19 protein-coding genes and 1 pseudogene are annotated in these 20,361 nt (G+C 70.0%); 12 read left to right on the forward strand and 8 right to left on the reverse strand.

Features of this window, described 5'->3' with window-relative positions; translation table 11 throughout:
• Nucleotides 1-244 precede the first annotated feature (244 nt).
• The 10 genes from M2157_RS11995 to M2157_RS12040 all read left to right on the forward strand — a co-directional run bounded on the left by M2157_RS11995 (nucleotide 245) and on the right by M2157_RS12040 (nucleotide 9,404).
• A complete protein-coding gene (locus M2157_RS11995; protein ID WP_280861813.1) occupies nucleotides 245-1,942 on the forward strand; it encodes a nitrite/sulfite reductase in 1,698 nt (565 codons plus the stop codon).
• A complete protein-coding gene (locus M2157_RS12000; RefSeq protein ID WP_266557900.1) occupies nucleotides 1,939-2,118 on the forward strand; it encodes a hypothetical protein in 180 nt (59 codons plus the stop codon). The genes M2157_RS11995 and M2157_RS12000 overlap by 4 nt, the downstream gene beginning before the upstream one ends.
• Nucleotides 2,115-2,825, forward strand: coding sequence for a phosphoadenylyl-sulfate reductase (locus tag M2157_RS12005; RefSeq protein WP_280861814.1), 711 nt, complete (start codon nucleotides 2,115-2,117; stop codon nucleotides 2,823-2,825). Before M2157_RS12000 ends, M2157_RS12005 begins: the two co-directional genes overlap by 4 nt.
• Nucleotides 2,822-3,385: an adenylyl-sulfate kinase gene (cysC, locus tag M2157_RS12010; protein WP_266509562.1), complete on the forward strand. Its 564-nt coding sequence runs from the start codon at nucleotides 2,822-2,824 to the stop codon at nucleotides 3,383-3,385. Before M2157_RS12005 ends, cysC begins: the two co-directional genes overlap by 4 nt.
• Complete coding sequence (gene cysD / locus M2157_RS12015; protein ID WP_266509560.1) at nucleotides 3,382-4,320, forward strand: sulfate adenylyltransferase subunit CysD; 939 nt, start codon at nucleotides 3,382-3,384, stop codon at nucleotides 4,318-4,320. The genes cysC and cysD overlap by 4 nt, the downstream gene beginning before the upstream one ends.
• 2 nt (nucleotides 4,321-4,322) lie before the next feature.
• Nucleotides 4,323-5,651 carry a GTP-binding protein gene (locus tag M2157_RS12020; RefSeq protein WP_280865238.1) on the forward strand — a complete coding sequence of 443 codons (1,329 nt, stop codon included), beginning with the start codon at nucleotides 4,323-4,325 and terminating at the stop codon, nucleotides 5,649-5,651.
• 222 nt (nucleotides 5,652-5,873) lie between these two features.
• The gene (locus M2157_RS12025; protein WP_280861816.1) at nucleotides 5,874-6,977 is read left to right on the forward strand and encodes an aliphatic sulfonate ABC transporter substrate-binding protein; all 1,104 of its coding nucleotides are present in this window, start codon (nucleotides 5,874-5,876) and stop codon (nucleotides 6,975-6,977) included.
• A 36-nt stretch (nucleotides 6,978-7,013) separates the two neighbouring features.
• Nucleotides 7,014-7,799: an ABC transporter ATP-binding protein gene (locus M2157_RS12030; RefSeq protein WP_280861817.1), complete on the forward strand. Its 786-nt coding sequence runs from the start codon at nucleotides 7,014-7,016 to the stop codon at nucleotides 7,797-7,799.
• Nucleotides 7,786-8,664, forward strand: a complete 879-nt coding sequence (locus tag M2157_RS12035; RefSeq protein ID WP_280861818.1) for an ABC transporter permease — start codon at nucleotides 7,786-7,788, stop codon at nucleotides 8,662-8,664. Before M2157_RS12030 ends, M2157_RS12035 begins: the two co-directional genes overlap by 14 nt.
• Before the next feature lie 5 nt (nucleotides 8,665-8,669).
• Complete coding sequence (locus M2157_RS12040; RefSeq protein ID WP_280861819.1) at nucleotides 8,670-9,404, forward strand: sirohydrochlorin chelatase; 735 nt, start codon at nucleotides 8,670-8,672, stop codon at nucleotides 9,402-9,404.
• A 7-nt stretch (nucleotides 9,405-9,411) separates the two neighbouring features.
• Here M2157_RS12040 and M2157_RS12045 read toward each other — a convergent pair whose 3' ends face one another.
• From M2157_RS12045 to M2157_RS12055, 3 genes are read right to left on the reverse strand one after another with little or no spacing between them, the layout of a single operon-like run.
• Nucleotides 9,412-10,446 (reverse strand): 2-dehydropantoate 2-reductase N-terminal domain-containing protein, encoded by a 1,035-nt coding sequence (locus M2157_RS12045; RefSeq protein WP_280865240.1) that lies wholly within the window; start codon nucleotides 10,444-10,446, stop codon nucleotides 9,412-9,414.
• 46 nt (nucleotides 10,447-10,492) lie between these two features.
• Entirely contained in the window at nucleotides 10,493-10,858 is a 366-nt protein-coding gene (locus M2157_RS12050; protein WP_280861821.1) for a nuclear transport factor 2 family protein, read from the reverse strand.
• On the reverse strand, nucleotides 10,851-11,399 hold the full coding sequence (locus tag M2157_RS12055) for a DUF1697 domain-containing protein (RefSeq protein WP_280861822.1): 549 nt from the start codon (nucleotides 11,397-11,399) through the stop codon (nucleotides 10,851-10,853). The genes M2157_RS12050 and M2157_RS12055 overlap by 8 nt, the downstream gene beginning before the upstream one ends.
• A gap of 234 nt (nucleotides 11,400-11,633) precedes the next feature.
• Between M2157_RS12055 and M2157_RS12060 the strand changes: the two genes are divergently transcribed.
• Nucleotides 11,634-13,898 carry an MMPL family transporter gene (locus M2157_RS12060; RefSeq protein WP_280865241.1) on the forward strand — a complete coding sequence of 755 codons (2,265 nt, stop codon included), beginning with the start codon at nucleotides 11,634-11,636 and terminating at the stop codon, nucleotides 13,896-13,898.
• Nucleotides 13,899-13,971: 73 nt separating this feature from the next.
• Here M2157_RS12060 and mgt read toward each other — a convergent pair.
• The 5 genes and pseudogenes from mgt to M2157_RS12085 all read right to left on the reverse strand — a co-directional run bounded on the left by mgt (nucleotide 13,972) and on the right by M2157_RS12085 (nucleotide 19,288).
• Nucleotides 13,972-15,202: pseudogene (gene mgt / locus M2157_RS12065) on the reverse strand (macrolide-inactivating glycosyltransferase).
• Between the two features lie 10 nt (nucleotides 15,203-15,212).
• Entirely contained in the window at nucleotides 15,213-15,986 is a 774-nt protein-coding gene (gene erm / locus M2157_RS12070; protein ID WP_280865242.1) for an ErmE/ErmH/ErmO/ErmR family 23S rRNA (adenine(2058)-N(6))-methyltransferase, read from the reverse strand.
• A gap of 253 nt (nucleotides 15,987-16,239) precedes the next feature.
• The gene (locus tag M2157_RS12075; RefSeq protein ID WP_280861825.1) at nucleotides 16,240-17,514 is read right to left on the reverse strand and encodes a sugar ABC transporter substrate-binding protein; all 1,275 of its coding nucleotides are present in this window, start codon (nucleotides 17,512-17,514) and stop codon (nucleotides 16,240-16,242) included.
• A complete protein-coding gene (locus M2157_RS12080; protein WP_280865244.1) occupies nucleotides 17,514-18,347 on the reverse strand; it encodes a carbohydrate ABC transporter permease in 834 nt (277 codons plus the stop codon). The genes M2157_RS12075 and M2157_RS12080 overlap by 1 nt, the downstream gene beginning before the upstream one ends.
• The gene (locus M2157_RS12085; protein WP_280861827.1) at nucleotides 18,344-19,288 is read right to left on the reverse strand and encodes a sugar ABC transporter permease; all 945 of its coding nucleotides are present in this window, start codon (nucleotides 19,286-19,288) and stop codon (nucleotides 18,344-18,346) included. The genes M2157_RS12080 and M2157_RS12085 overlap by 4 nt, the downstream gene beginning before the upstream one ends.
• A 212-nt stretch (nucleotides 19,289-19,500) precedes the next feature.
• On the opposite strand from M2157_RS12085, the gene M2157_RS12090 reads away from it, so the two are divergent.
• Entirely contained in the window at nucleotides 19,501-20,352 is an 852-nt protein-coding gene (locus M2157_RS12090; protein WP_280865245.1) for an aminoglycoside phosphotransferase family protein, read from the forward strand.
• Nucleotides 20,353-20,361: the final 9 nt, after the last annotated feature.

Consider the following 20,361-nt stretch of genomic DNA (forward strand, 5'->3'; position numbering starts at 1 on the left):
GGACTGTGTCCAGATCGCCATGACACGCTTCCGTCATGTCTGGAACTGGAATTGCCTTGGTGAGTCGGCGGCACGTCGACCTCGGCCGCATGTCCAGCGCCATCTGTCCGGTGCGCTGACGAGCCGCAGCGTCACCCGACACATCCTCTCGTTCTCCTCCCCGCGCAATGCCGCGCAGGTACACCCATGCGCCCGTACGCGCAGGTAAGAGCCGCTTTCCGCCTGTCCCGAAGGACGTAGAACCATGGCCGCCACCCCGCAGAACCCTGCCGCCGCAGCGCCCCGCCGCAAGGTGAGCCGTCACCGCGGTGAGGGTCAGTGGGCCGCGGGGCACCACACCCCGCTGAACGGCAACGAGCAGTTCAAGAAGGACGACGACGGTCTCAATGTGCGGACACGCATTGAGACGATCTACTCGAAGCGCGGCTTCGACTCGATCGACCCCAACGACCTGCGCGGCCGGATGCGCTGGTGGGGCCTCTACACCCAGCGCAAGCCCGGGATCGACGGCGGCAAGACCGCGATCCTGGAGCCGGAGGAGCTGGACGACAAGTACTTCATGCTGCGGGTGCGGATCGACGGCGGACGCCTGACCACCCAGCAGCTGCGGGTGATCGGCGAGATCTCCGAGGAGTTCGCGCGCGGCAGCGCGGACGTCACCGACCGGCAGAACATCCAGCTGCACTGGATCCGCATCGAGGACGTCCCGGAGATCTGGAACCGCCTGGAGGCGGTCGGGCTGTCCACGACCGAGGCCTGCGGTGACACCCCGCGTGTGATCATCGGCTCGCCGGTCGCCGGGATCGCCGAGGACGAGATCATCGACGGCTCCTGGGCGATCGACGAGATCCACGAGCGGTACATCGGCAGCAAGGAGTTCTCCAACCTGCCCCGCAAGTTCAAGACGGCGATCTCCGGCTCCCCGCTCCTCGACGTGGTCCACGAGATCAACGACATCGCCTTCGTCGGCGTCGAGCACCCCGAGCACGGCCCCGGTTTCGACCTGTGGGTCGGCGGCGGTCTGTCCACCAACCCGAAGCTCGGCGTCCGGCTCGGCGCCTGGGTTCCGCTGGACGAGGTGCCCGAGGTGTGGGCCGGTGTGGTCGGCATCTTCCGCGACTGGGGCTACCGCCGCCTGCGCACCCGGGCCCGTCTGAAGTTCCTCGTCGCCGACTGGGGGCCGGAGAAGTTCCGCCAGGTCCTGGAGGACGACTACCTCGAGCGCAAGCTGGTCGACGGCCCCGCGCCGGCCGAGCCCTCGGGCCGCTGGCGCGACCACGTCGGCGTGCACCGCCAGAAGGACGGCCTGTTCTACGTCGGTTTCGCCCCGCGCGTCGGCCGTGTCGACGGCACCACGCTGACGAAGATCGCCGAGGCCGCGGAGGCGCACGGCTCGGGCCGGGTCCGGACCACCGTCGAGCAGAAGATGATCATCCTCGATGTCGAGGAGGCGCAGGTCCAGCCGCTCGTCGAGGCCCTGGAGGCGCTCGACCTCACCGCCAAGCCGTCCCCGTTCCGGCGCGGCACCATGGCCTGCACCGGCATCGAGTACTGCAAGCTCGCCATCGTCGAGACCAAGCAGCGCGGTTCCTCGCTGATCGACGAACTGGAGCGCCGGATCCCGGACTTCGACGAGCCGCTCACCATCAACCTCAACGGCTGCCCGAACGCCTGCGCCCGTATCCAGGTGGCGGACATCGGTCTCAAGGGCCAGCTGGTCCTCAACGACCGGGGCGAGCAGGTCGAGGGCTACCAGGTGCACCTGGGCGGCGCGCTCGGCCTGGAGGCCGCGTTCGGCCGCAAGGTGCGCGGTCTGAAGGTCACCTCCGAGGAGCTGCCCGACTACGTCGAGCGCGTCCTCAAGCGCTTCCAGGCCGAGCGCGAGGACGGCGAGCGCTTCGCCGCCTGGGCCTCGCGTGCCAGCGAGGAGGCCCTCTCATGAGCGAGCGGGCCGCCCCCTTCTACTGCCCCTACTGCGGCGACGAGGACCTCCGTCCGAGCGAGCAGTCTCACGGCGCGTGGGAATGCGCGGCGTGCAACCGCGCATTCCAGTTGAAGTTCCTCGGGCTGCTCGCCCGGGGCCTTCGGCACACCGACGCAGGGGGAGATCAGATATGACGGCGATTCAGGAAGAGCGCACGACCGAGGATCTCAAGGCGCTCGCCGAGCAGGCGGGCCGCGACCTGGAGGACGCCTCGGCACTGGAGATCCTCCAGTGGGCGGTCGACACCTTCGGCAAGCGCTTCTGCGTGACCTCCTCGATGGAGGACGCGGTGGTGGCGCATCTGGCGTCCCGGGTCCTCAAGGGCGTGGACGTCGTCTTCCTCGACACCGGCTACCACTTCGAGGAGACCATCGGCACCCGGGACGCGGTCGAGGCCGTGATGGACGTCAACGTCATCACGCTGTCACCGACGCGGACGGTCGCCGAGCAGGACGCCGAGTTCGGCCCGAAGCTGCACGACCGCGACCCCGACCTGTGCTGCAGGATGCGCAAGGTCGAGCCGCTGGAGCGGGGCCTGACGGACTACCTGGCCTGGGCGACCGGTCTGCGCCGCGACGAGTCGCCGACCCGGGCGAACACCCCGGTGGTCGGCTGGGACGAGAAGCGGCAGAAGGTCAAGGTCTCCCCGATCGCCCGCTGGACCCAGGACGACGTGGACGCGTATGTCGCCGAACACGGCGTCCTCACCAACCCGCTGCTGATGGACGGCTACGCCTCCGTCGGTTGCGCCCCCTGCACCCGCCGTGTCCTGGAGGGCGAGGACGCGCGCGCCGGCCGCTGGGCGGGCAGCGCCAAGACCGAGTGCGGGCTGCACGGATGACGACATCGACCAAGGAGTTGCACGTGACGACCGGAGCCACCGTCTGGCTCACGGGTCTGCCGAGTGCCGGCAAGACCACCATCGCGTACGAGCTGGCCGGCCGGCTGCGCGAGGAGGGCCACCTCGTCGAGGTGCTCGACGGCGACGAGATCCGCGAGTTCATCTCGGCGGGCCTCGGCTTCAGCCGCGAGGACCGGCACACCAACGTGCAGCGCATCGGCTTCCTCGCCGAACTGCTCGCCCGCAACGGTGTGAAGGCGCTGGTCCCGGTCATCGCGCCGTACGCCGACAGCCGTGACGCGGTGCGCAAGCGCCACCAGGAGAGCGGCGCGGCCTACCTCGAGATCCACGTGGCGACTCCGGTCGAGGTGTGCTCCGTACGCGATGTGAAGGGCCTGTACGCCAAGCAGGCCGCGGGTGAGCTGTCCGGGCTGACCGGGGTCGACGACCCCTACGAGGAGCCCGAGTCGCCCGATCTGCGCATCGAGTCGCAGAACCAGACCGTCCACGAGTCCGCGGCGGCGGTTCACGCGCTGCTCACCGAGAGGGGACTGGCATGACGACGACCGTTGCGAAGGTGGAGGAGGGCACGGAGGCTCCGTACGCCCTGTCCCACCTGGACGCGCTGGAGTCCGAGGCGGTGCACATCTTCCGTGAGGTGGCGGGTGAGTTCGAGCGGCCGGTGATCCTGTTCTCCGGCGGCAAGGACTCCATCGTCATGCTGCATCTGGCGCTGAAGGCGTTCGCCCCCGCGGCGGTCCCCTTCTCGCTGCTGCACGTGGACACCGGACACAACTTCCCCGAGGTCCTGGAGTACCGCGACCGTACGGTCGACCGGCACGGTCTGCGGCTGCATGTCGCCTCCGTGCAGGACTACATCGACCGGGGTGTCCTCAAGGAGCGCCCGGACGGCACGCGCAACCCGCTGCAGACCCTCCCGCTCACCGAGAAGATCCAGGCGGAGAAGTTCGACGCCGTCTTCGGCGGTGGCCGTCGGGACGAGGAGAAGGCCCGGGCCAAGGAGCGGGTGTTCTCGCTGCGGGACGAGTTCTCCCAGTGGGACCCGCGCCGTCAGCGTCCCGAACTGTGGAACCTGTACAACGGCCGCCACGCCCCCGGCGAACACGTCCGCGTCTTTCCGTTGTCCAACTGGACCGAGCTGGACGTCTGGCAGTACATCGCCCGCGAGGGCATCGAGCTCCCGGAGATCTACTTCGCCCACGAGCGTGAGGTGTTCTCGCGCAGCGGCATGTGGCTGACGGCGGGCGAGTGGGGCGGCCCCAAGGACGGCGAGACCGTCGAGAAGCGTCTCGTGCGCTACCGGACCGTCGGTGACATGTCCTGCACGGGTGCCGTCGACTCCGACGCCGTGACGCTGGAGCAGGTCATCACGGAGATCGCCGCCTCCCGGCTCACCGAGCGCGGCGCCACCCGCGCCGACGACAAGATGTCCGAGGCCGCGATGGAAGACCGTAAGCGCGAGGGGTACTTCTAAGCATGAGCACCACCACGGAACTCACCGAGACGACCCTGCTGCGGTTCGCGACCGCCGGTTCGGTCGACGACGGCAAGTCGACCCTCGTCGGCCGGCTGCTGCACGACTCCAAGTCGATCCTCACGGACCAGCTGGAGGCCGTGGAGCGCGCGTCGGCTAGCCGGGGCGCCGAGGGCCCGGACCTCGCGCTGCTGACGGACGGCCTGCGTGCCGAGCGGGAGCAGGGCATCACCATCGACGTCGCGTACCGCTACTTCGCGACGCCGAAGCGCCGGTTCATCCTCGCCGACACGCCCGGCCACGTGCAGTACACCCGCAACATGGTGACGGGTGCCTCCACGGCCGAGCTGACGGTGATCCTCATCGACGCCCGCAACGGCGTCGTCGAGCAGACCCGCCGGCACGCCGCCCTCGCGGCGCTGCTGCGGGTGCCGCACGTGGTGCTGGCCGTCAACAAGATGGACCTCGTCGACTACGCCGAGCCCGTTTTCGCCGCGATCGCCGAGGAGTTCACGGCGTACGCGCTCGAACTGGGCGTCCCGGAGGTCACCGCGATCCCGATCTCGGCGCTCGCCGGTGACAACGTGGTGGAGCCGTCCGCGAACATGGACTGGTACGGCGGCCCGACCGTCCTGGAGCACCTGGAGACGGTCCCGGTCACCCACGACCTGAGCCACTGCCACGCGCGCCTTCCCGTGCAGTACGTGATCCGGCCGCAGACCGCCGAGCACCCCGACTACCGGGGCTACGCCGGTCAGATCGCCGCCGGTTCCTTCCGCGTCGGCGAGCAGATCACCGTGCTGCCGTCGGGCCGGTCCACGAAGATCGCCGGCATCGACCTGCTCGGTGAGCCGGTCGACATCGCCTGGACGACCCAGTCGGTGACGATCCTCCTGGAGGACGACATCGACATCTCGCGCGGTGACCTGCTGGTGCCCAGCAAGGACGCCCCGCCGACCACCCAGGACATCGAGGCGACCGTGTGCCACGTCGCCGACGCCCCGCTGACCGTCGGCCACCGGGTACTGCTCAAGCACGGCACCCGCACGGTCAAGGCGATCGTCAAGGACATCCCGTCCCGGCTCACGCTGGACGACCTGTCCCTGCACCCGCACCCGGGACAGCTCATCGCCAACGACATCGGCCGCGTGAAGATCCGTACCGCCGAGCCGCTGCCCGTCGACTCCTACTCCGACTCGCGGCGCACCGGGTCGTTCATCCTCATCGACCCGAACGACGGCACCACGCTCACCGCCGGCATGGTCGGCGAGTCATTCGCGTCCCCGGAGCCCGTCAAGGACGAGTCCGACGACGACGGGTGGGACTTCTGACATGAACTCCACCGACTACTACTCCACGTTCGCGAAGGAGGGCGGCCGCGTAGGCAGCGGTGCGCTCGGCAGCGGGCAGGGCGGAGTGGCGCGATGTGTGCGCTGACGTACGCGCACCGCTTGCGCGCCCCGTCCCCCCACAGCCGTAGACGCAGACCTGCCGACCTCCCGGCCACGACCTGAAAGACCGTGACCGCCGGGCCTCCGAGAGGAACACCTCCCGTGCCTGCTACATCCGCTCTCCGCCGCGGTCTCGCGGTCATCGCCGCGCTTCCACTGCTCACCCTCGCCGCCTGCGGTTACGGCTCCGACGCGAAGGACGACGGGACCGCCAAGGTCGCCGCCGGGGCCAAGAAGATCGACGGGCTCGACTCCGTCAAGATCGGCTACTTCGGCAACCTGACCCACGGCACCGCGCTCGTCGGGGTGGACAAGGGCTTCTTCCAGAAGGAGCTCGGGGCCACCAAGGCCTCGTACGCGACCTTCAACGCCGGCCCTTCCGAGATCGAGGCGCTCAACTCCAAGTCGATCGACATCGGCTGGATCGGTCCCTCCCCGTCGATCAACGGCTACGTCAAGTCGGGCGGCAAGAGCCTGAAGATCATCGGCGGTTCGGCCTCCGGCGGTGTGAAGCTGGTCGTCAACCCGGACAAGATCAAGTCCCTCAAGGACGTCAAGGGCAAGAAGATCGCCACCCCGCAGCTCGGCAACACGCAGGACGTGGCGTTCCTCAACTGGATCGCCGACCAGGGCTGGAAGGTCGACGCGCAGAGCGGCAAGGGTGACGTCACCGTCGTCCGCACGGACAACAAGATCACGCCGGACGCCTACAAGGCCGGTTCCATCGACGGCGCCTGGGTGCCGGAGCCGACCGCGTCGAAGCTGGTCGCCGAGGGCGGCAAGGTGCTGCTCGACGAGGCGTCGCTGTGGCCGGACAAGAAGTTCGTGATCACGAACATCATCGTGCGGCAGGACTTCCTCAAGGAGCACCCGAAGGCGGTCGAGGCCGTCCTGAAGGCGTCGGTGGAAGCCAACAAGTGGATCAACGCCAATCCGGACGCGGCGAAGGCGGCGGCGAACAAGCAGCTTGAGGCGGACTCCGGCAAGGCGCTCAAGCCCGAGGTCCTGGACCCGGCCTGGAAGTCGATCCAGTTCACCAACGACCCGCTGGCCGCCACGCTCAACACGGAGGCCGAGCACGCGGTCAAGGCCGGTCTGCTGAAGAAGCCCGACCTGAACGGGATCTACGACCTCACGATCCTCAACAAGGTCCTCAAGGCCGACGGCGAGGCCCCGGTCGACGCCGCCGGTCTCGGCACCAGCTGACCCCGGTCCCCGAAGAGTTCCCAGGAGGTGACGACCATGGCCACGACCACGACGCTCGCCAAGGCCGACGAGACCGTCGAGCACGCCGCACGCCTTGAGCACGTCTCGAAGTCCTTCGCGGGACCGGGTGGACAGCAGCTCGTCCTGGACGACATCAGCATCGATGTCGCGCCGGGCGAGTTCGTCACCCTCCTGGGGGCCTCGGGCTGCGGCAAGTCCACGCTGCTGAACCTGGTGGCGGGACTGGACCAGCCCAGCACGGGCGCCATCACGACCGACGGCCGCCCCGCCCTGATGTTCCAGGAGCACGCCCTCTTCCCGTGGCTGACCGCGGGCAAGAACATCGAACTCGCCCTGAAGCTCAGGGGAGTTCCCAAGCCCGAGCGGCGCGACAAGGCCGAGGAGCTGCTCGAACTGGTCCGGCTGAAGGGCGCGTACGGCAAGCGCGTCCACGAGCTGTCGGGCGGTATGCGCCAGCGCGTGGCACTGGCCCGCGCGCTGGGGCAGGAGAGCAACCTGATGCTGATGGACGAGCCGTTCGCGGCCCTCGACGCCATCACGCGGGACGTGCTGCACGACGAGATCACCCGGATCTGGACGGAGACCGGCATCTCCGTCCTGTTCGTCACGCACAACGTGCGCGAGGCGGTACGGCTCGCGCAGCGCGTGATCCTGCTGTCCTCCCGTCCCGGCCGGATCGCGCGCGAGTGGACGGTCGACATCCCGCAGCCGCGCCGCATCGAGGACGCGCCCGTGGCCGAACTGGCCCGTGAGATCACCGAAGAACTGCGTGGGGAGATCCGCCGTCATGGCCAGCACTGACACGACACCGGCCCAGGACGCCGGGAGCGTAGAGGCGGGCCTCGACGCGCTGGAGACCCGGGCCACCGGCCGGCCGACCCTCCGGCAGACCCTCGTCAACAAGATCCTTCCGCCGGTCATCGCGCTCGCGGTGGTCCTCGCGGTCTGGACGCTCCTCTACCCGATCGTCGACGACCCGTCCAAGCTGCCGTCGCCGGCGGCCGTGGGCTCCACGTTCAAGGAGGCCTGGCTCCAGGGCGATCTGCTCGGTTACATCTGGACCAGCGTCTCGCGCGGTCTGCTGGGCTTCTTCTTCGCCCTGCTCATCGGCACCCCGCTGGGCCTGATCGTGGCCCGGGTGAAGTTCATCCGCGCGGCCATCGGCCCGATCCTGTCCGGCCTGCAGTCGCTGCCGTCGGTGGCGTGGGTGCCGCCGGCAGTGATCTGGCTGGGCCTGAACAACTCCATGATGTACGCCGTGATCCTGCTCGGCGCGGTCCCCTCCATCGCCAACGGTCTGGTGTCCGGCGTCGACCAGGTGCCGCCGCTGTTCCTGCGGGCCGGCCGCACGATGGGTGCGACGGGCATCAAGGGCATCTGGCACATCACGCTGCCTGCCGCGCTGCCCGGTTATGTGGCGGGCCTCAAGCAGGGCTGGGCGTTCTCCTGGCGCTCGCTGATGGCCGCGGAGATCATCGCCCAGTTCCCCGATCTGGGCGTGGGCCTCGGCCAGCTGCTGGAGAACGGCCGCACCAACAGCGACATGGCCATGGTGTTCGAGGCGATCCTGCTCATCCTGTTCGTCGGCATCGCGATCGACCTGCTGATCTTCAGCCCGCTGGAGCGGTGGGTGCTGCGCAGCCGAGGTCTGCTGGTGAAGAGCTGAGTCCCATGAAGCCCGTTCTCCTGGTCATCGCCCACGGCAGCCGCGACCCGCGGCATGCCGCGACGGTGCACGCTCTCGTACGCCGGGTGCGCTCGCTGCGCCCGGACGTACGGGTGGAGACGGGCTTCCTGGACTTCAACATCCCTTCCGTGCAGGGGGTGTTGGAGTCCCTGGCGGCGGAGGGCGTCCGTGACGTCGTAGCGCTGCCACTGCTGTTGACGCGGGCGTTCCATGCGAAGGCGGACATCCCCGCGGTGCTGCGGGACGCGCCGCCGCAGCTGCGGATCCGGCAGGCGGAGGTGCTCGGACCCTCGCCGCTGCTGCTGTCGGCGCTCGAACGGCGGCTGTACGAGGCGGGGTTGACGCCCGCCGACAAGTCCTCGACCGGGGTCGTGCTGGCCTCGGCGGGGTCCACCGACCCGGAGGCGATCGCAGTGATCGCTGACATCGCGCGGGAGTGGCGGCACACCGGTTGGTGCGCCGTGCGGCCTGCGTTCGCCTCCGCGGCCCTGCCCCGCACCGAGGACGCGGTGCGGGAACTGCGGGCTCTCGGCTGCGCGAAGGTGGCCGTGGCGCCGTACGTGCTCGCCCCGGGGTTCCTGCCCGACCGCATCGCGCGGGGCGCGGCCGAGGCGGACGTCCTGGCCCAGGTGCTGGGCCCCGCGCCGGAGGTGGCGCGGGTGCTGCTGCGGCGGTACGCCACCGCGTCGGCGCGGGTGCTGCTGCCGGTGAGCGCGTGAGACGGCACTACTTTCCCGAGCGCTGATTTTCTACGGCTGCAACGGCCTCGTCGGCCAGCCGTACCAGTTCTCCCACCGGCATCGACCCGGCCTCCCTGCGTTCGCGGGCGTAGCTGTTGGCGAGCCGCTGGAGGAGGTCGTTCAGCGGGGTCGGGACGCCGTGCAGGCGGCCGAGGAGGGCGATCTCGCCGTTGAGGTAGTCGGCCTCGATGGTGCCGGTGCCGCGGGTGAGGGACTGCCAGGAGGAGCCGCCGCCGCGCGGGGCGTCGTCGAGGGGCAGCAGGGTGATCTTGTCGCCGCGGGCCTCGCGCTGTTCCTCGGGACTCGTGTACGCGATTCCGGCGGCCTCAAGGACGGCCACGCCCTCGGCCTGTACCCGCTCGACGAGCGCCACGGCCTTTCCGTCCTCGACAGGACCGGCGACCGCCTCGACGGCGTTGGCGAGGTTGGCCAGCAGTTTGGCGTACTGCCAGCGGGCGAGGTCCGGCACGACGGGCGCCTCGAACCTCGACTTCTCCAGGTCGGCGGCGATCCGCCGGGCGGTCTCGTCCGTGCCGTGCGGGTACACGCCCAGGTGCAGGATGCCGGTGAGCGGGCTGCCCGCGGCGGAGACCAGCCCGGGTTCCACGAAGGCCGCCGGCAGCCAGACGCAGACGCCGTACACACGCCGGAATCGCCGTAGGGCCATGCGCTGCCCCTCCACGCCGTTCTGCGCGCACAGCAGCGGCAGCCGCTCGCCCGCCGTGCCGCCGCCCTCGACCGGGGCCGGCCCCCACGCGTCCAGGGCGCCTTCCGTGTCCTGGGTCTTCACGGCGAGGACGAGCACGTCGTCGGCGCGCAGTACGCCGAGTCCGGCCGGACCCTCCACGACCGGGAGCCGGTAGGTGAACTCGCCCTCCGGCACTCGCAGCCGCAGTCCGCCGTCCCTGAGCGCCGCGTACTGCGCTCCCCGCGCGACCAGAACGACCTCGTGCCCGGCCTCCGCGAGCCGCCCGCCGACGGCCCCGCCGACCGCCCCTGCCCCGATGATGATGTAGCGCATGGGAGGAGCCTCGCACAGGGGGATCGACCGCCGAGCGCCCGGTGGGTCATCCTGCGAACGGCGTCGCCTGGTGGAAGTACAGCAGCCACCCGCTCGGTGTGCGCCGCCACAGTGAACTACGGTGTGCCCGGACGCCGTTGTGCTCCGTGTCGAAGGTGAGATGAACGACGTCGGGCGCGAGTCGGACCCCCTTCATCCCGAACGCCGTGATCGGCCCGGCCTCCTGGTCCGAGGCTCCGGCCAGGGCGGCGATGATCGATGCGCGGTCCCAGTGCCGCCCGGACGCGCCGAACTCGTGGAACTCGGGGTGCAGCAGCGCGCCCACCAGCTCGGGCGAGGCCCGCACCTCGGGGTCCAGGAGCCGCAACTCGCCCCGTACAGCGGCCTCCACAGCGGGATCTCGGTCAGGCACCCGTCATCTCCACCAGCTTGACGACGGTGTTCCAGTTGCGGCTGGTGGCGATCACGCCCTTGTTCAGCCTCGGTTTGGACAGGTGCTCGGCGAGCTTGGAGCGGCCGAGGCCGTTCGGGGCGTAGAGGTACAGGGCGCGGTCGCCGAGGCGGAACTCCTCCGGGAGGTAGGCGGCCCGGTCGATCTCCGCGAAGCGGTCCGCGTCCACGGGCGCGGAGAAGTAGGTGACGTGGAGCTGCTTGGCCTCCAGCTCGGCGGCCGGGAAGGGGCAGGCCTCGGCGATGGCCTTCAGGTAGGCGTGGTCGCGGACGATCACGTCGACGGCGAAGCCGAACCGCTTCTCGATCGCGCCCGCGAGCTCGGCGGCCAGGGTCTCCTCGTCGCCGTGGTCGGCCGTGAACACGGCCTGCCCGCTCTGGAGGTAGCTGCGTACCCCGCCATGTCCGAGGTCTTCCATCAGGGTGCGCAGGTCGCCCATGGGGACCTTCCTGCTGCCGCCGACGTTGATTCCGCGCAGCAGCGCCGCATACGTGGTCGTCATGCGCACACCCTAGGACGGCCCGCGCGCGGACCCTGATCATCGCCCCGCACAAGGGTCGTTAGATGTAAGGGTCACGGTCCTCCCCAGTACGGAGAGGGCGCGGTCCCTTGGGAGGAGCCGGTGCCCGGCGCACCTCACCGGGCAGCACGACGAGATGGCCTTATCCGGCCCATACCTTCGAAAGGAAAGGTGGCGGCAGGGGGCTGCCACCGCTCTCAAGGGGGCAAGCCCGTCATGGGGAACGGAGACACAAGGGTGCGTGGCCTGGCCGCCCGGGCCGGCGGCTGGAGCGCACGGCACCGATGGGCTGCCGTCGGTATCTGGGTGCTGTTCGTCGTTCTGGCGATGGGGCTCGGCTCGGCGGCGGGCCGGGTCGACGTCAAGGACAGCGACCAGCTGAAGGGGGAGACCCACACCGCCGCGAAGATCATCGATGACGCCGGGATCGACGAGCCGGCCAGTGAGACGGTGCTGATCCAGTCCAAGGAGTCCGGCGGCAAGGCGACCGACGCCGACTTCAGGGCCGCCGTCGCCGCGGTGATGAAGGCGGTCGAGGGCACCGGCAAGGTCACGGACGTGACCTCGCCGTACGACACCGACACGATCTCGAAGGACGGCCGCAGCGCGCTCGTGCAGTTCGACATGCGCGGCGAGGCGGACACCGCCGGCGACCGGGTCGAGCCGGTGCTGAAGGCCGTCGAGGGGGTGCAGAAGGAGCACGAGTCGCTGCGGATCGAGGAGATCGGCGGCGCCAGCATGATGAAGACGTTCGACGACGCGTTCGGCGACGACTTCGAGAAGGCCGAGCTCTCCGCGGTGCCGGTGGCCCTCGGAATCCTGCTCATCGCGTTCGGTGCCCTGGTCGCGGCCTTGCTGCCGGTGCTTCTGGCCGTCAGCGCCATCATGGCGACCATGGGTCTGATGGGCGTCGTCAGCCATGTGATGCCGATGAGCGACACCGCCAACTCCGTGATGCTGCTGGTCGGTCTGGCCGTGGGCGTCGACTACTGCCTGTTCTACCTGCGCCGTGAGCGCGAGGAGCGACAGGCCGGACGGGACCCGCAGACCGCTCTGCGGATCGCCGCCGCCACCAGCGGCCGCGCGATCATCGTCTCGGGTGTCACGGTGTGCGTGGCGATGGCGGGCATGCTGTTCACCGGGCTCGCCGAGTTCGAGGCGATGGGCCTGGCCTCGCTGATGGTCGTGGCGGTCGCCATGGTCGGTTCCGTGACCGTGCTGCCCGCGCTGCTCTCGCTGCTGGGCGAGCGGGTCGAGAAGGGCAAGATCCCCTTCCTGCACCCGGAGAGCCGTCTGCGCCGCAAGCGGAGGGGCAACCAGGAGAGCCGCTTCTGGACGGCCGTACTGAAGGGCGTCCTCGCGAAGCCCGTCGTCTCGGTCGTGGTCGCGGCCGGCGCGCTGCTCGCCATCGCGGCACCCGCCCTCGGCATGAAGACCCAGAACCTCACCCTGGACCAGGAGTTCGGCGACTCGCTGCCGATCGTGCAGACGTACAACCGGGTCAACGACGCCTTCCCCGGCGGTTCCGATCCGGCCGAGGTGGTCGTCAAGGCGGCCGACATCAACGCACCCGAGGTCACCGGCGCGCTGGCCGACTTCAAGGAGCAGGCGATCTCCTCGGGCGCCTCGCGTGGCCCGGTCGAGATCAAGCTGCACGACGCGCAGAACCTCGCCTTCGTGTACGTCCCGCTGGTGGGCGGCTCCGACTTCGACAAGGCCGGCGAGAGCCTGGACAAGCTGCGCGACGAGGTACGTCCGGCCACGCTCGGCAAGGTCGACGGTGTCGAGGCACCGATCACCGGACAGGTGGCGGGCTCCAAGGACTTCAACGACCAGCTGACCGGAGCGGTCGTCCCGGTCTTCGCGTTCGTGGTGGTCTTCGCCTTCGTGCTGATGCTGCTGTCGTTCCGCTCGCTGACGGTCGCCATCACCTCGATCGTGCTCAACCTGCTGTCGGTGGGGGCCGCTTACGGCATCCTCGTCGCCGTCTTCCAGCACGGCTGGGGTGCCTCGCTGGTGGGCGCGGAGGGTGTCGGCGCCATCATCACCTGGCTGCCGCTGTTCCTCTTCGTGATCCTTTTCGGCCTGTCGATGGACTACCACGTGTTCGTGGTCTCACGGATCCGCGAGGCACGCCTGCGGGGCCGCACGACGAGGGACGCCATCCAGCACGGCGTGGTCACCACGGCCGGTGTCGTCACCAGCGCCGCCGTCATCATGGTCGCCGTGTTCGCGATCTTCGGGACGCTGTCCATGCAGTCCATGAAGCAGATGGGCGTGGGCCTCGCGGCCGCGGTGCTCATCGACGCGACGATCATCCGGGGCGTGCTGCTCCCGGCGGTGATGGCACTGCTCGGCGAGCGCAACTGGTACCTGCCGAAGTGGCTGAACCGGCTGCCCGACCTCACCCACGACGAGGCCGCGGACGCCGTGGTGGCGCCCGCGGCGCGGGACGACGAGGGTGAGCCGCTGAGGGTCTGAGCCTTCCTCGGCGAAGGCTGAACCCCCTTGTACTGAGGGCCCGTTGGTGACCGGGGTACCAACGGGCCCTCACTCATGCGGGCAGTGCAGCCTCAATGAGGTCGGCCGCCCTGCGGGTGCCGCCCTCCTGAGCCATCTCCGCCTGGATCTCCTTCAGCTTCCGGGCGACTTCGGGGTCGTCGACCAGCGCGAGGGCGGCCGCTTTCAGGGCCTCGGCGGTCGCCTCCCCGGTGTCGATCCGGCGGGCGACACCGAGGCCCTGGAGCATGTCCGCGTTGCCGAACTGGTCCACGGCCTGCGGTACGGCGATCATCGGCGTGGCGGTCGCCAGTCCCTCCTGGCTGCCGCCCGCGCCGGCGTGCGTGACGAACAGGTCTGCCTGCTTGAGGATCGCCAACTGCGGCACCCAGGACCGTACGTCGACGTTGTCCGGCACAGTGCCGAGTTCGGCCGGGTCCACGTGCCTGCCGATCTGGAGCACGAGGTGCCAGCCGGGGAGGTCACCGAAGGCCCTGACGCATTCCTGGTAGAAGTCCGGCCGCCGGGTGAACGAGGAGCCGAGCGAGACCAGCACCACCTTCTCCGCCCCGGCCGGCCGCTGCCACTCCCCCTCGGCGCCGCGGTCGCCCTGACATGCGCCGACGAAGGTGTACACGCTCTCGTCGACCCGGTCGGCGTTCGGCTGCAGGGCCTTCGGGATCAGTACGAGAGAGCGGTCGGGACGGCCGACGAAGGTGTCCGGGTGCAGGGCGATCCCGTTCTCCTCCAGCCAGCTCCGGAACCGGGCGTAGTAGGCCTGCCCGCGCTCGGTCCTCTTCGGCTCGGCCCACATCGGCTCGGCGACCTCCTCCTCGTAACCCCGCCAGGCGACGAGGTTCGGCGAGAGTGAGATCGCCGGCACGCCCCAGCGGTGGGCGAGGATGCGGGCCGAATAGGCGGTGATGTCGTGCAGGACGAGATCCGGTCGGTCGCCGTCGTACGCCTCGACGAGCTGCGGCAGGGCCTGGATCGCGTCGGCGAGGAAGAGCTCCACGTGGTCGAGCAGCTCGGTGCCCCAGGCCGCCGGGTCGTCGTCGGGGCCCGGCAGGGTCGAGTTCCAGGGCTTCACCTCGGCACCGGTCCCGGCGACCTTCTCGGCGAACAGGGGCGGGACGGCGTACGTGACCCGATGCCCGCGCGCCACGAGCTCGCGGATCACCTCGAGGCTGGGGTTCACGTGGCCATGGGCGGCGAAGGAGAACATGGCGATGTGCGAGCGAGTGGTCATGACGGACAGGCTAGGCGAGACGATACGTCTCGTGCAACCGGTGTCACTCATGGCCCCAGCACCGCCTGCAGTCGCAGCCACTGCTCGGGCGACACCGCTCCTACGAGTACGGCCCGGTCGAGACGGGCGGCGCGGAGTGCCGCGTCGACCCGGCGCCGGGGGTGGGCCCGGCACAGCGACGCACGCAACGAACCACCGACGCCCGAGAACCCGAGTTCCACCAGCTGTCGCCAGCTGTACTGAGCGCTGGGTGCGAGCAGCGGCGTCCGGCGGCGCTCGATCCGCAGGATCCCCGCGTCCACGCGCGGCACGGGCCGGAAGCTGTACCGGCCGACCCGGCCCACCAGACGCCATTCGTACCGGGGCCAGCTCAGAACCGTCAGCAAGGTCCAACGGCCGAAGTCCCCGGTGCGTTTACGGGCGTACTCGAGCTGGGTGAGGAGTGTCGCGTCGGTGAGGTCGGGCGCCCTCAGACACCAGTCGACGATGTCCGCGGTCCGCGAGAAGGGCACGTTGCCCGCGACGGCGAACGGAGTGCGGGGCGGTCGGGCGACGAGGAAGTCCCCCTCGACGACCTGCACGTGCGGGGTGTCCGAGAAGCGCTCCCGGAGTACGGGAACGAGCCGTGAGTCGATCTCGTACGCGAGCAGACGGCGGCAGCGCGGAGCGAGCAACTCGGTCAACGCGCCCCTTCCCGCGCCGACCTCGAGCAGCAGCGGGGTCGGTCGCGGTACGGCGAGTCCGGCGAGGCGCGCGGCGGCACCGCGGTCGGTGAGGAAATTCTGCGAGAGCGCGCGGGAAGCGCGGGTAGGGCGGCCCATGGCCAGTGGTCCTTGTCTTCCGTGACGGGAAACGGGCAGACGAAGGCCCCGACCGGAAGACTGGGGAAAAGCGAGGCGCGGACGCGCAGGCGTCAGAGGGTGTCGCACCCCGGGCCGGTCAGGGCTCCGGGGCCGCGGCGCATCCGGATGGAGTGCGTGCAGCCCCGGCCGAGACCGGAGATGTAGATCGCGTTGAAGGCTCCCACGGAGGGCACGCTAGGCGCGGGACCTCGGCGCCGGCAACCGAATTACCTCAGCGCTGGTAGCGCGCCAGCACCAGGTTTCCGTCATCCTCCAGACGTTCGCGCAGCTCACCGAGGCCGATGGCCCCGCTGTAGTACTCCTGGAAGGCGGGGGTGGCGACCTTGTCCTTCCACTCCGGGTAGCCCCGGACGGACTGCGCGGGTGCCGGGCTCAGCCGGGAGGCGAGAGCGGTACCGGTGGCCCAGCCGTCCTCGGAGGTGCGCAGGGCCGGATCCTTCAGGGCCTCGGTTCCGGTGGGCAGCATCCAGTCCCCCAGCGCCAGCCGGACCATGTTCTCGGGCCGGAGCAGGAAGTCGATGAACTCGGCGGCCTCCTTCTTGTGGGAGCTGTCCTCGGCGACGGACAGGGTCTGCGGGCTGACGCCCTGGGTGAGCCCGTCGGCGCCGGCCGGGGCGGGCAGCACCTGCCACTGAAAGCCCTTCGGCGCCTGCTGCGCGATCTGCTGACGGTAGGAGAACCCGAGCGGGACCATCGCGTACTTGCCGCCGAAGAAGCCGGGCAGGGTGTCGGATCCGCCGCTGCCGAGTGTGGTGGGCGAGGCGCTGTGGTCGGTGTTCGCCTGGTCGTGGATCGTGCGGGGCACGGTCTCGTCGGCCTTCTCGAAGCGGATGGTGACCTTTCCGTCGGCGCCCCGGTGGAAGAGCTGTCCGCCCGCCGACAGCGACAGGTTGAGGGTCGCGGAGACGGGTTCCTTGAGCGGCCAGGCCACGCCGTACCTGCCGTCGCCGCTGAGCCGCTCGGTGATCCGCCGGAACTCCGCCCAGCTCCAGGGTCGTTCGGGGGTGGGGATCCGGACGCCGGACTCCTTCAGCCACTCGGCGTTGGCGATGAGGACACGGGGCTCCTGGAGGAAGGGGACGCCGTAGACGCCGTCGCCGAAGGTGGCGGTCTCCCAACTCCGTTGCGGGATGTCCGACTTCAGCCGCTTCGGCAGCAGATCCGTGAGGTCCGCCAGGTAGCCGCCGTAGGCGAAGTCCGCGAGGTCGTCGGAGGCGTCATGGATGATGTCCGGCGCCTCGCCGCCCTCGAAGGAGGTGAGCAGCTGGTCGTGGACGCTGTCCCAACTCCCCTGCACGTACTCCACCTTCACGCCGGGATGAGTCGTGTTCCACTCCTTCACGAGTTCCTTGTTGGCCTCGACGGACTCCTCCTGCCAGGCGAGGGACTGGAAGCGGAGGGTGATACGGCCCTCCCCTGGCGTGCTCGTGCCGGTACACCCGGCCAGGAGCAGAAGGAGGACTCCGACGAACCATCGCGCGCGCATCAGCTCTTCACCGCCCCGGCCAACATGCCTCCCGTGATACGGCGTTGGATGATCGCGAAGATGATCAGCGAGGGGAGGGTGGCGAGGAAGGCGGCCGCCGCCAGCGGGCCGAGGTCGGCGACGCCCTCCGCGCCGATGAAGTGGGTGAGGACGACCGGCAGGGTCTGCTTGTCGGAGGTCTTCAGCAGCACCAGCGCGAAGAAGAACTCGTTCCACGCGGTGATGAACGCGAACAGTGCCGTCGCCACCAGCCCCGGCGCGAGCAGCGGCGCCGTCACCGACACCAGGGTCCGCAGCCGCCCGGCCCCGTCGACGGCCGCCGCCTCCTCCAGTTCGGTCGGCACGGCACGGACGTATCCGACGAGCATCCACAGCGCGAACGGCAGCGCCCACACGACGTACACCAGCACCAGGCCCGTAAGGGAGTTGATCAGCCGGAGGTTCTTCAGCACGAGGAACAGCGGGATGATCACCAGCACGAGCGGGAAGGCCTGGCTGACCACCACCCAGCCCGTGGCGGCCTTCGCGAGCCGGGTGCGGTGGCGTGCCATGACGTATGCCAGCGGGGTCGCGATCAGTACGGCGATCACGGCGGCGGCGGCCGCGGCGAGCAGGGAGTTTCCGGCGGCGCGCAGCAGGGGCTGTTCGTCGAAGGCCTGGCGGAAGTTGTCGAGGGTGGGGTCCCGCGGGATCCAGGTGGGGTGCAGACTGCCCAGTTCTCGCGGGGACTTGAAGGCGGTGGAGATGAGCCAGAGGAAGGGGAAGGCGAGGAAGACGAGGTAGGCGAGGAGGGCGGCGTACTGGCCGACGCGGCCGGTGGTGCTGGTCCTCATGCCCGGTCACCTCCCGTTCGGTCCCTGAGCCGGCCCACCAGGAAGAGGGCGAGGAGGAGGGAGATCACCGCGACCATCACGAGGCCCATCGCGGCGGCGTAGCCGAACTGGCCGTAGCGGAAGGCCTCTTCGTAGGCGAAGAGCATGGGGAGCCGGGTGCGGCCGCCGGGTCCGCCGCTGGTCAGCACGTACACCAGGGCGAACGAGTTGAAGTTCCAGATGAAGTTGAGGGCGGTGATCGCGAGGGCGACCGGCCGCAGGGCGGGCCAGGTGACCGTGCGGAAGCGGCGCCAGGCGCCCGCGCCGTCCATCGCGGCCGCCTCGTGGAGTTCGCGCGGGGTGTTCTGGAGGCCGGCGAGCAGGGTGACCGTCGTCTGGGGCATCCCGGCCCAGACGCCGACGACGATCACGGCGGGCAGAGCGGTGGACAGACCGCTGAGCCAGTCACGGCCGTCGCCGAGGCCGAGGTTGCGGAGGGTCTCGTTGAGGACACCGGCGTCCGGGTTGTAGACCAGTCGCCACATGACACCGACGACCACCTCGGGCATGGCCCAGGGGATGATCGCGAGGGCACGGGCGAGCCAGCGCAGTCTGAGGTCCTGGTCGAGCAGAAGGGCGAGGCCGAGCGCCAGCAGGAACTGCGGCACGGTCACGCCGACCGCCCACACCAGACCGATCCGGAACGACTCCCAGAACAGGGTGTCGTGCAGCAGATCCTGGAAGTTGAGGCCGCCGATCCACTGGGTGGCCCGGGTCCGGCCCGACTGGGCGTCGGTGAACGCCAGCAGGATCCCGTACAGCAGGGGTCCCACGCTCAGCACCAGAATCGGGATCAGCGCGGGCAGCACCAGGAACCAGGCCCCGCGGTCCGGAGTCCGGCGGTCCCCCTCGGCGCGCGGTGCGCCCTGAGCCGACCGCTCCGTCGCGGTCACCAAGGTCACGTCATCGGCTCCTTCGCACGGTTCGTGACGTTCCGGCCCTCCTGGCCTGGGCCTCCGTCATGGTCGTGAAGGGGGTATGCGCCGTCAAGGCAGCGCGCACACGGGCCCACCTGTGGGAATGCGAGACTGGCCGGGCGATGGCGTGAACTCGACGCCGTTCGCGGTGGCAATACACAGGCATGCGCGACATGTCAGGACCGGGAGGCCGGACGATGGACGAGACACGGGCGCGGGACGTACTGGCCGCGGCGGGAATGCCGCCCGGGGCCCGGCTGCTCGCCCTGGGCGAGAACGCCGTGTTCGCCGCCGGTGACCTGGTCGTCAAGGTGGGCCGCGACGCCGAGCTCCTCGACCGGGCACGCCGTGAACTGGACATCGCCGTGTGGCTCGCGGAGGCGGGGGTGCCCGCGGTGCGGGCGGCCGAGCCGAAGGCGCGGTTGGTGGAGGGGCATCCGGTGACCTTGTGGCACCGGCTTCCCGACGCCGTACGGCCCGCCGAGCCACGGCATTTGGCCGAACTGCTACGGGTCGTGCACGCGCTGCCGAAGCCGTCCTTCGACTTGCCGCCGCGGGAGCTGCTGGATGGTGTGGAGCGGTGGCTGAGGCTTGCGGGGGACGCGATCGACCCCGCTGACGCGGCATACCTCCGGGAGCGGCGGGACGGTTTCGCGGCGGCCGCGGCCGCGGTGACGCCTCATCTGGAGCCGGGGCCGATTCACGGGGACGCGCTGCCCCGCAATGTGCACGTGGGGCCTGACGGGCCGGTTCTCGTCGATCTGGAGACCTTCTCCTCGGATCTGCGTGAGCATGATCTGGTGGTCATGGCGCTGTCCCGGGATCGGTACGGGCTGCCTGCCGAGGCCTATGACGTGTTCACCGCTGCGTACGGGTGGGATGTCCGTGAGTGGGAGGGGTGTTCGGTGCTGCGCGGGGCTCGGGAGACGGCCAGCTGTGCGTGGGTCGCGCAGCACGCGCCGTCGAACCCCAAGGCGCTGGCCGAGTTCGAGCGCAGGGTGGCTTCGCTGCGGGACGGTGACGAGACGGTGCGGTGGTATTCGTTCTGACCGCTGGGG

Source organism: Streptomyces sp. SAI-127, assembly GCF_029894425.1.
Lineage (GTDB): Bacteria > Actinomycetota > Actinomycetes > Streptomycetales > Streptomycetaceae > Streptomyces.

What these genes read in the sequence shown, in the direction of transcription:
- M2157_RS12020 (WP_280865238.1), top strand. Translation starts at nt 4,323, where the DNA reads ATGAGCACCACCACGGAACTCACCGAGACGACCCTGCTGCGGTTCGCG.
- M2157_RS12000 (WP_266557900.1), top strand. Translation starts at nt 1,939, where the DNA reads ATGAGCGAGCGGGCCGCCCCCTTCTACTGCCCCTACTGCGGCGACGAG.
- M2157_RS12035 (WP_280861818.1), top strand. Translation starts at nt 7,786, where the DNA reads ATGGCCAGCACTGACACGACACCGGCCCAGGACGCCGGGAGCGTAGAG.
- cysD (WP_266509560.1), top strand. Translation starts at nt 3,382, where the DNA reads ATGACGACGACCGTTGCGAAGGTGGAGGAGGGCACGGAGGCTCCGTAC.
- M2157_RS12030 (WP_280861817.1), top strand. Translation starts at nt 7,014, where the DNA reads ATGGCCACGACCACGACGCTCGCCAAGGCCGACGAGACCGTCGAGCAC.
- M2157_RS12060 (WP_280865241.1), top strand. Translation starts at nt 11,634, where the DNA reads ATGGGGAACGGAGACACAAGGGTGCGTGGCCTGGCCGCCCGGGCCGGC.
- M2157_RS12055 (WP_280861822.1), bottom strand. Translation starts at nt 11,399, where the DNA reads ATGACGACCACGTATGCGGCGCTGCTGCGCGGAATCAACGTCGGCGGC.
- M2157_RS12005 (WP_280861814.1), top strand. Translation starts at nt 2,115, where the DNA reads ATGACGGCGATTCAGGAAGAGCGCACGACCGAGGATCTCAAGGCGCTC.
- M2157_RS12075 (WP_280861825.1), bottom strand. Translation starts at nt 17,514, where the DNA reads ATGCGCGCGCGATGGTTCGTCGGAGTCCTCCTTCTGCTCCTGGCCGGG.
- M2157_RS11995 (WP_280861813.1), top strand. Translation starts at nt 245, where the DNA reads ATGGCCGCCACCCCGCAGAACCCTGCCGCCGCAGCGCCCCGCCGCAAG.
- M2157_RS12040 (WP_280861819.1), top strand. Translation starts at nt 8,670, where the DNA reads ATGAAGCCCGTTCTCCTGGTCATCGCCCACGGCAGCCGCGACCCGCGG.
- erm (WP_280865242.1), bottom strand. Translation starts at nt 15,986, where the DNA reads ATGGGCCGCCCTACCCGCGCTTCCCGCGCGCTCTCGCAGAATTTCCTC.
- M2157_RS12090 (WP_280865245.1), top strand. Translation starts at nt 19,501, where the DNA reads ATGGACGAGACACGGGCGCGGGACGTACTGGCCGCGGCGGGAATGCCG.
- M2157_RS12045 (WP_280865240.1), bottom strand. Translation starts at nt 10,446, where the DNA reads ATGCGCTACATCATCATCGGGGCAGGGGCGGTCGGCGGGGCCGTCGGC.
- cysC (WP_266509562.1), top strand. Translation starts at nt 2,822, where the DNA reads ATGACGACATCGACCAAGGAGTTGCACGTGACGACCGGAGCCACCGTC.
- M2157_RS12080 (WP_280865244.1), bottom strand. Translation starts at nt 18,347, where the DNA reads ATGAGGACCAGCACCACCGGCCGCGTCGGCCAGTACGCCGCCCTCCTC.